Below are 8,121 nucleotides of genomic sequence, written 5' to 3' on the forward strand. Positions count from 1 at the left end.
AAAACCTCAGGAGGCTCGCGAAACTCAGGCCGCAAAGGTCGCTATACCGCGCCATCGCCGCATGAGCGCGGCATACATCGATACCTTGCGCTAAGGCGCAGGGCAGATAACCGATGACCCCGCGCCCAAAAGACCAAAACGGGCGGATGGGCGGAAATCCATCGAGTTTTTCAACGAAATCGGCCGACTGCGGACGTAATGATTGCAAAGCGCCAGAAAGAAAGCCAGTCCGGCAAAGACGACGACAGGCAGATACTGCGGCCGCTTCGCGAATAGGTTGGTGCCATCAGCCGGCTGCGGGCGGGAACTCTCTCCCCACATAAGCCGTATCCCGCATGCCGGACACAGAGAGTGCTTGGCCGTTTCTGGTCACTTCGGCCAAGTCCGACGAGTGGTGCAGCGCTTCCTCAACAAGCCCATGGCAGCAAGTGGTCGGACTGCACCACAATCGTCACTCGATGGCTCACGCCACCTGAGCAGCCGTCGCTTGCCCTTGCGCGACAGAGACAGCCTCCGTTACCGCCAGTTCCGCCATCGCCAGCGCTGCCTCGCGGGTTTTGGCGGCGGCGATGAAGCGGCCGTTGTGGCAGAAGGTGGCGCCCGCAACGCCGCAGGCGGCCTCGAGGTCGGCGTTGGTGAGGCCGGCCCAGGCGGCCGGCAGGTCGGCGCGCAGCTCGAAGCCCTCGTCGGCGCGGCGGATGCCGGTCAGGCACCAGTCCTTGTCGCGCGGGTGGACGACAAACAGCAGGTGATCGGCGCCTGCCTTGACGATGGCGGGACGGAACGGCATGCCCATCGGCAGCTCCAGCACACGGGCCTCGCCGGTATCGACGATCGCCTGGTGCACGACGGCTTCCGCACGCAGTTTTGCGGCGCTACGGCCGATGCTGGCCTCGACGAAACTGCGGGCGATGGCGAGGGCTGAATGGAAGGCGCGATCATCGGCGCCGGGATCGGTCTCGTCGAAAACCGGTTTCAGGGTTTCGAGCAGCGCCGGCAGCGTCAGTCCGGCGAGCGGCCCGGCAACGGAGGGGCTGAGCGCGCCATTGTCCACCAGATCGATTGGCAGCACGAAGCTCTTGTCGAAGGAGGCGTGCACCGCCTCGACATGCGCTTCCGGGACACCGGAGGCGGCGAGATAATCGCGGCCATAATGCTTCCAGATCAGGCCGAACGAGCTGTAGGGCTGGCCATCATCGCGCAGCGGTGCGCCGCGCTGGTGATGGTCGAAGATCCTGGTTTCAGCGTCATAGGCGCCGCCGACGTCGTAGATGATGCGGTCGGTGCCGGGTGTGATCCACTCCGGCGCCCGGCTGCGCACGATCTTCGCCTCAGGGAACAGCCGGGTCAGGATGACGCTCGACATGAGCTCATCGGCATGGAAGCCACCGGAATGGGTGACGAGGAATTCTGGGCTCATGCCGGGATACGCCTTGTGGTTTTCTGAAGAAAGTTCGCCCGAGGGGCGTTTGCGATGGCACCAGATAGCCTTTGCCAGACGCCATCTCAACCCTCTGATCGCTTATTCCGGGGTTCGCGCCCTCATCCGGCACGGCCTTGCGTTTCAGACGGAGGTGCTTTCGGTTCCGGCCCGGAACACCAAGCGGCGGCCCGATCCGGAGGATTTCGCCGCACGCGGATAGGCCGCCGTCAACCCACAACGGATCTGCCGCCGGGGCGCAGCCCCGCGCCGTTGCCCCGCTATGCGGGACGATGGATGGGAACCACGCGGCGCGGACAGAAGACCTGTGCCTCTTATCGCTCGCCGGCCACTTTCCGTTTCACCCCCTGCCCGAGATCGAGCGACCAGGTCTGGCCCACCAGGTCCTTGCCGAAGGAATGGTGCGGCGCCTCCTCGGTGAGCGTGAAGCCGGCGCGCTCGTAGATGCGCCGGGCCGAGGTCAGCACGCTGTTGGTCCACAGCACCAGCGTGTGATAGCCGACAGTGCGGGCGCGCTCGATGCAGGCGGCAACCAGCGCCGCCCCGACGCCGCGTCCGCGCGCATCCGGCTCGACATAGAGCAGCCGCAGCTTGGCCACATCAGGCTTGTCGCCGGCCACGAGGAAGATCGAGCCGACGACGCGGCCGTCGATTTCGGCGATCCAGGCGGCCTCGCGGGCCGGGTCGAAGGATTTTACGAAATCCGCGAGGATGCCCGCAGCCAGCGCCTCATACTCCTGGTTCCAGCCATATTCCTGAACATACAGCACGGTCTGGCGATGGATGATCCAGCCGAGATCGCCCGGCTTCAGATCGCGCAGCATTAAGTCCCCGCCTGCCTTGTCCTCAAGGATCTCGCTGATGGTGCTGGTGGCCGCGATCAACCGCTTGCGCTCGGTCGATGGCAATGTATCCAGCAGCTTGCCGATCGCCTCGCGGGTGTTCTGCTCCAGGGCGGTGAACGCCTTGCGCCCGGCAGGGGTGAGCGAAATCGGCTGGCGGCGGCCACCCTCCGGATGGTCCGACTTCTCGACCAGCCCGCGATCGGAGAACCGCTTTAGCGTGCGGCTGAGCTGGGCACGGTCGACTTGAAGCGTCCGCATCAGCTCGGCCGCCGTCGTCTCTTGCCGATGGGCAAGCTCGTAGAGGATACGCGCTTCGGTGAGCGTGAACGGGCTCTGGTCGAGATGGGCGTTCAACAGGCCCAGACGGTTGGTGTAGAGACGGTTGAAGGCGCGCAGCGCCGCCACATCAGGGTGATCGTTGGTGAGTGCCATGGGAAATGATCCAGCATGAGTTGACTCAATCAACAACGGTTTGTTGATTGAGTCAACATAAAATGGCAATCGGTCGAGGCGTATTAGTTCCTGGCCCCGAGCGCCAGCCGGCAGGCAAGGCCAGCAAAGACGGTGGCGAGCAGATATTGCGGCAGCTTCTTGAAGCGGGTGGGCGACGTGAACCGGCTGCGGATCCGGCCGCCAAGCAGGATCACCGCGCCATTGACGAGAAAGCCGATGCCGTTCAGCACCGTCGCCAGCACCAGCGTCTGCACGATCATCGCGCCGTTTTCGGGCCGAATGAACTGCGGAAACAGCGCCAGCACGAACAGCGCCATCTTCGGGTTGAGCAGGTTGGTGAGCAACCCCTCGCCAAAAATCCGCCGGAGTGACAGCCGCTTCAGCGACGCGGACGGCGAAAAGTCGATCGCCTGCGAGCGCAGGGTCTTGAAGGCGAGATAGAGCAGATAGGCGCAGCCGACCCAGCGCACGATCTCATAGGCGATCGGCACGGTGGCGATCAGCTGCGACAGTCCGAGGGCGGCGGCAAGCGCATGGCAATAGGTGCCGAGCGCGATTCCGGCATAGGTGAGGAACCCCGCCCCCTGCCCCTGGCTGACGCTGCGTGAAGCGATCAGCAGCATATCGGGACCGGGCGTGGCGGTTAGCACCAGCGACGCGGCGGCAAAAAGTGCAAGTGTGGAAAAATCCGGCATGACATCTTCCTTTGAGGTGGCCGGAATTTCGGTTTAGCCGGATTCGTGGGAATGGCAAGGCCGGCGTGAAAGCCGCCTTACGGCCTGTGGGGATGCGGGGTCGGCAAAAGCGGGTGCATCATGCGGTTGCGAGCTCAAGTGCCAGCATTGTGGAATATCGGGCGCAAGGCTGATGATCGCCGTTCGCCCATCACTTGGACGCTTGCTTGCCGCGCGAAGAACCAATGCGGATTTCGGCATTCGACAACAAGACAGATCCAAGTTGTATTCGACATGATTTGACCGTAGGAGACGTTGTCATATTGTAATCAGGGGTTGAAACTTAATGACCATTTCATTCAAGCGATTGCTCGCAGCCACGCTGATCGGCTTTACCCTCATGCCGGGTCTGGCCCACGCGGAATCCTTGGCCCAGCTCGAAAAGCAGGGCTATAAGGTCAGCAAACTCACCAAGAACAAGGCCGGCCTGCATGGCTGGGTCGCATCGAACGGCGACAAGCGCTTCTTCTGCCGCATGAATGTCAGCATAGCCGTTGTCAGCAAGAAAGAGCTGGTCAGCATCACCTCGGCCGGTAACCTGGTCAAGCTGAACCGCGCCACCTTCGAAGCGACATTGGGTGGGCCTGATCCGTCCCTGCCCCTCTGGAGCGACCTTCAGGCCGGCCGCGTCAAGGCGCCTCACGTCAAGGGCTGCACGCCCCTTCGCTGACCGACACGGGGCAGGCCTGCTCCCTGCTCTGGGCGCGGGTCTGCTGCAGGATTGCCCGGCAGTACCCTCCGCAGACAGTGACGACGCAAAGCCAGCCACCGGCGATGTTCCTTTCACCGCAAAAGTCATGCCCGCACCAGTTTTTTTGAGCGGGCACACCCGTCGCCTCAGGCACTATATCATAAGGTTTCCAAACGATTTTTCATTGCGGCAGACGCTTGCCTGCCAAAGGGCCCAGCGGCTCTGTCCACTCAAAAATGCCGGGACCAGCTTGCCTTGGCGATCGCCCTGACTATATTAGCGAGGCCTGAACGCCTCTCATTATTCGAGTCGCACGATATTTTCGGGCCCCCTTCACCCGACGAAACTCCTTGTCGGTGGACGAACGAAGGAGACACTTCATGTCCTTTAAGAAAAATCTGAATAAGGCTTCCGACGCCACTGTTTCGCGTGTCAGCATCGGAGCCGCTGTAAAGCGTTCGCGTGAATCCCACGGCTACACCGTCGATGATATGTCGGTAACCACAGGCCTGACGGAAACGGAAATCTCCAAGGTCGAACTTGGTGCCGATACCGATCCCGTCAAGCTGCAGCGCATCGCTGCCGCCCTGCAAGTCTCGCCTACCACCTTCACCGCCACACACTAACGGCGGTGCCGGGCACATAGTGTCCGGGCCGGGCACATGCCCACCCCGAAATGCGACCTACGATAGACCATTCTCTTGCAGCAAGGCTCAACCGCCGCTGCTTCAAGCCGAGAGTCTGGACTGAAATCTGGCCCAGCGGCCATTGGCTCAAAAAGGGAAAGCCGGGGTTTTCGCCCCGGCTTCCTTCGTTTTTGGAAAGCTCTTCCGCAAAGACGTTCATTGCCGCAACGGACCCACCGTCATGCTCACCGCAATGTTTTGCCTCCCGTGACGTCGATCAGTGCTCTCCTCACCGTCCCGGTGAACGGACAAGGCGATTGGATCCCTGGGAGAAAAACGTGGAAACCGGATAAGGCAATGCGAGTGGCGGCATCTCGTCCGGCCCGAAATATCGAAGCGATCTTGTCTCGCTGTCTGTCCACTCCCCGCAGTCGTCAACGATCCGGCACCCGAACAGTGTGACGATGTATTCGACGTGATCGCCATTCGGATAGGTGTAGCGAAATTCCCGCCCACCGAAGACGCCGAGAATGGTTGCAGGCACAACCGTAAGGCCGGTCTCCTCCACCACCTCGCGAATGACGGCCTCCTGCGGCGTTTCGCCGGGCTCGATAGCGCCGGCAGGCAGGCTCCACCCCTCGCCCGAAGATTTCTCCTGCAGCAGCAGATTGCCCGCGTGGTCATGGATGACGGCGGCGACGGAGGGAAGCAGGAGCAAGCGGTTTCCGATCAAACCGCGCAGTTCCGCCAGATACGATCTCATCGGGCTCATCGGGGCGCTTTCCATGAGGTAGCGGGCCAATGTCGAACACCGGGACGAATTAGGCAAGTGCCTCCATGAGGCGTGGTCGCGCCCGACGTCGATCCTGGCATCCGTTTCCTCGACAGCACGCCGCGCAATGGTCGAGCCCGCCTGCGGCGGCGCGGCGACGATCGCTTGCTGCAGCAACGAAAAAAGCCGGAGCATGCGCCCCGGCCTTTCCTATGCATTTGATCGCTAAAACTTAGTTCTTCGCCTTGTCGACCAGCTTGTTCTTGCCGATCCACGGCATCATGCCGCGCAGCTTGGCGCCGACTTCTTCGATCTGGTGGTTGTCGTTGACCCGGCGGATGCCCTTGAAGCGGGCCGCACCCGACTTGTATTCCTGCATCCATTCCGAGGTGAACTTGCCGGTCTGGATGTCGGTGAGAACGCGCTTCATCTCGGCCTTGGTTTCTGCCGTGATGATCCGCGGGCCGGTGACGTATTCGCCCCACTCTGCCGTGTTCGAGATCGAGTAGTTCATGTTGGCGATGCCGCCTTCATAGATCAGGTCGACGATCAGCTTGACTTCGTGCAGGCACTCGAAATAGGCCATTTCCGGCGCGTAGCCGCCTTCGACCAGCGTTTCGAAGCCGGCGCGGATGAGCTCGACGAGACCGCCGCACAGAACTGCCTGTTCGCCGAAGAGGTCGGTTTCGCACTCTTCCTTGAAGTTGGTTTCGATGATGCCCGAACGGCCGCCGCCGACGCCGCAGGCGTAGGAGAGCGCGAGGTCAAGGGCGTTGCCCGAAGCGTCCTGGTGAACGGCAACGAGGCAGGGAACGCCGCCGCCCTTCTGGTATTCGCCGCGAACCGTGTGGCCCGGGCCCTTCGGTGCGATCATGACGACGTCGAGCGTCGCCTTCGGCTCGATCAGGCCGAAGTGAACGTTGAGGCCGTGTGCGAATGCGATGGCAGCACCGTCACGGATGTTGCCGGCGATGTCAGCCGTGTAGATTTCGGCCTGCAGTTCGTCCGGCGTTGCCATCATGATCAGGTCGGCCCACTTGGCAGCTTCGGCGACCGAAAGAACCTGGAGGCCATCGGCCTCGACCTTGGCAGCCGTTGGCGAACCCGGCTTCAGCGCGACGCGGATTTCCTTGGCGCCGGAATCCTTCAGGTTCAGCGCGTGGGCGCGGCCCTGGCTGCCGTAGCCGACGATGGCGACCTTCTTGGACTTGATGAGGTTGATGTCGGCATCACGATCGTAATAGACGCGCATTTGAATGGTCCTTCCCGTTGCTATCAGTTGTATTTCCGCTGCACGATGCCTGAACCGGGATCGATCCAGGCGCCATGCAGCAATTCCGTTTCTGCAGCGGCCTTTGCGCGTCTTCAACACGCGGCGCTGCAATTCAGTTCTGCAGCGGCCTTTGCGTGTCTTCGACACGCGCCGCTGCAATTTCAGTTCCGCAGCGACCTTTGCGTGTCTTCGACACGCGGCGCTGCAGGCGGAGATCTCCCCCGCCGTTAAACCTTCCGGCCGTAGAGCGTGAGAAAGGCGCTGACCGCCTGCTCCGCCTTGCGGCCGAAACTCTTTTTCATCTCGCCGGCCTCTTCGCCGAGCAGCATCTTCAGGTGCCAGTCGGAAACGACCAGCCCGTAAAGCGCGCCATAGGCTTCGTCGGCATCGTCAAACGCGAGCAGCCCCGCCTTGCGGCCGGCCTCCAGCAGAGCGGCAGCACGCCGCCCGATCTGCCGGCGTCCGCGCTCCTGCAGCATGTGGCCGAGCTTGGAGCCTTCGCGGCTCGCCTGGCCGATCGCCAGCCGGTTCAGCGCCAGCGACACGTCGCCGGCAAGAACCTCGAGCAGATCCTTGGCGAAGACAACCAGATGCCGGCTCAGGCTTTCGGCGTCGAGCGCGCTCGCGGCGACATCCAGCGTGCGCACCTTGCTCGCCTGGAAACCGATCATCGCCGATAACAGCCCGTCGCGATCGCCGAACCACTTGTAGAGGCTTTCCTTCGAACAGTTGGCAGCCCGCGCGACACCGGCGGTCGTCAGCGCCTTCTCGCCGCCGTCAACAAGCAGACGCAACGCCTCTTCGAGGACGACACCCTGACGCTCGGTCAGGCCGCTCCCGGCATTCGCCTCTTTTGTCGCAGCAACGCTTTGCACCTGGCTCCACCCATTTGAGTACCGTACGGTACGGTTCGCAGTGTTCTAATCAAGCGCGACGGAAGCGTCAAGGCGATTTTGTCGAGTGGGCGAAATTTCGACAGCGGCAGCGGATGTGGATCCTCATGGGCTGAGGATGCAAAACTGGAAGAGCTCGACGCCCCGCGGGATAGAAGGATGTCGTCGTGATCTTGTGCTTAACCAACGCTCCGAGTTTCAGGGACACCCGCTATTTCCGGCACGACAGCGACGCAATCTCTGCATGCCGCTGCGCGCTTGCCGGCGTTGGTGCGATGGCAACCATGCGCCAATGAACGAACCCGCTCGCGCGGGAGGGAAGGCGCGGGCCTTGAGACGTGTGCCTCGTTGACGGCATCGGTGAGGCTTTGATCGATCAGAGGTGACGGGCGG

General features: G+C 62.3%; 8 protein-coding genes. 2 read left to right on the forward strand and 6 right to left on the reverse strand.

The genetic code is table 11. The annotated features are described in order from the left end of the window. Positions 1 to 463: 463 nt before the first annotated feature. The 3 genes from ASD00_RS31515 to ASD00_RS31530 all read right to left on the reverse strand — a co-directional run bounded on the left by ASD00_RS31515 (position 464) and on the right by ASD00_RS31530 (position 3,434). Positions 464 to 1,420 (reverse strand): MYG1 family protein, encoded by a 957-nt coding sequence (locus tag ASD00_RS31515; RefSeq protein ID WP_025427581.1) that lies wholly within the window; start codon positions 1,418 to 1,420, stop codon positions 464 to 466. Positions 1,421 to 1,755: 335 nt separating this feature from the next. Further along, positions 1,756 to 2,718: a helix-turn-helix domain-containing GNAT family N-acetyltransferase gene (locus ASD00_RS31525; protein ID WP_025427583.1), complete on the reverse strand. Its 963-nt coding sequence runs from the start codon at positions 2,716 to 2,718 to the stop codon at positions 1,756 to 1,758. 83 nt (positions 2,719 to 2,801) lie between these two features. After that, the gene (locus ASD00_RS31530) at positions 2,802 to 3,434 is read right to left on the reverse strand and encodes a LysE family translocator (RefSeq protein WP_025427584.1); all 633 of its coding nucleotides are present in this window, start codon (positions 3,432 to 3,434) and stop codon (positions 2,802 to 2,804) included. A 325-nt stretch (positions 3,435 to 3,759) separates the two neighbouring features. On the opposite strand from ASD00_RS31530, the gene ASD00_RS31535 reads away from it, so the two are divergent. Together ASD00_RS31535 and ASD00_RS31540 are read left to right on the forward strand one after the other, a co-directional pair. Beyond that, positions 3,760 to 4,143 carry a hypothetical protein gene (locus ASD00_RS31535; protein ID WP_025427585.1) on the forward strand — a complete coding sequence of 128 codons (384 nt, stop codon included), beginning with the start codon at positions 3,760 to 3,762 and terminating at the stop codon, positions 4,141 to 4,143. 401 nt (positions 4,144 to 4,544) lie between these two features. Beyond that, entirely contained in the window at positions 4,545 to 4,790 is a 246-nt protein-coding gene (locus ASD00_RS31540) for a helix-turn-helix domain-containing protein (RefSeq protein ID WP_025427586.1), read from the forward strand. Positions 4,791 to 5,079: 289 nt separating this feature from the next. Here the strand turns inward: ASD00_RS31540 and ASD00_RS31545 are convergent, their stop codons facing one another. The 3 genes from ASD00_RS31545 to ASD00_RS31555 form a co-directional block, all read right to left on the reverse strand. Continuing rightward, positions 5,080 to 5,757, reverse strand: a complete 678-nt coding sequence (locus tag ASD00_RS31545) for an NUDIX domain-containing protein (protein WP_225906316.1) — start codon at positions 5,755 to 5,757, stop codon at positions 5,080 to 5,082. A 37-nt stretch (positions 5,758 to 5,794) separates the two neighbouring features. After that, a complete protein-coding gene (ilvC, locus tag ASD00_RS31550; RefSeq protein WP_025427588.1) occupies positions 5,795 to 6,814 on the reverse strand; it encodes a ketol-acid reductoisomerase in 1,020 nt (339 codons plus the stop codon). A gap of 248 nt (positions 6,815 to 7,062) precedes the next feature. Further along, positions 7,063 to 7,710, reverse strand: a complete 648-nt coding sequence (locus tag ASD00_RS31555; RefSeq protein ID WP_025427589.1) for a TetR/AcrR family transcriptional regulator C-terminal domain-containing protein — start codon at positions 7,708 to 7,710, stop codon at positions 7,063 to 7,065. Positions 7,711 to 8,121: the final 411 nt, after the last annotated feature.

It is taken from the genome of Ensifer sp. Root31 (assembly GCF_001424825.1).
GTDB classification, from domain to species: Bacteria; Pseudomonadota; Alphaproteobacteria; order Rhizobiales; family Rhizobiaceae; genus Ensifer; species Ensifer canadensis.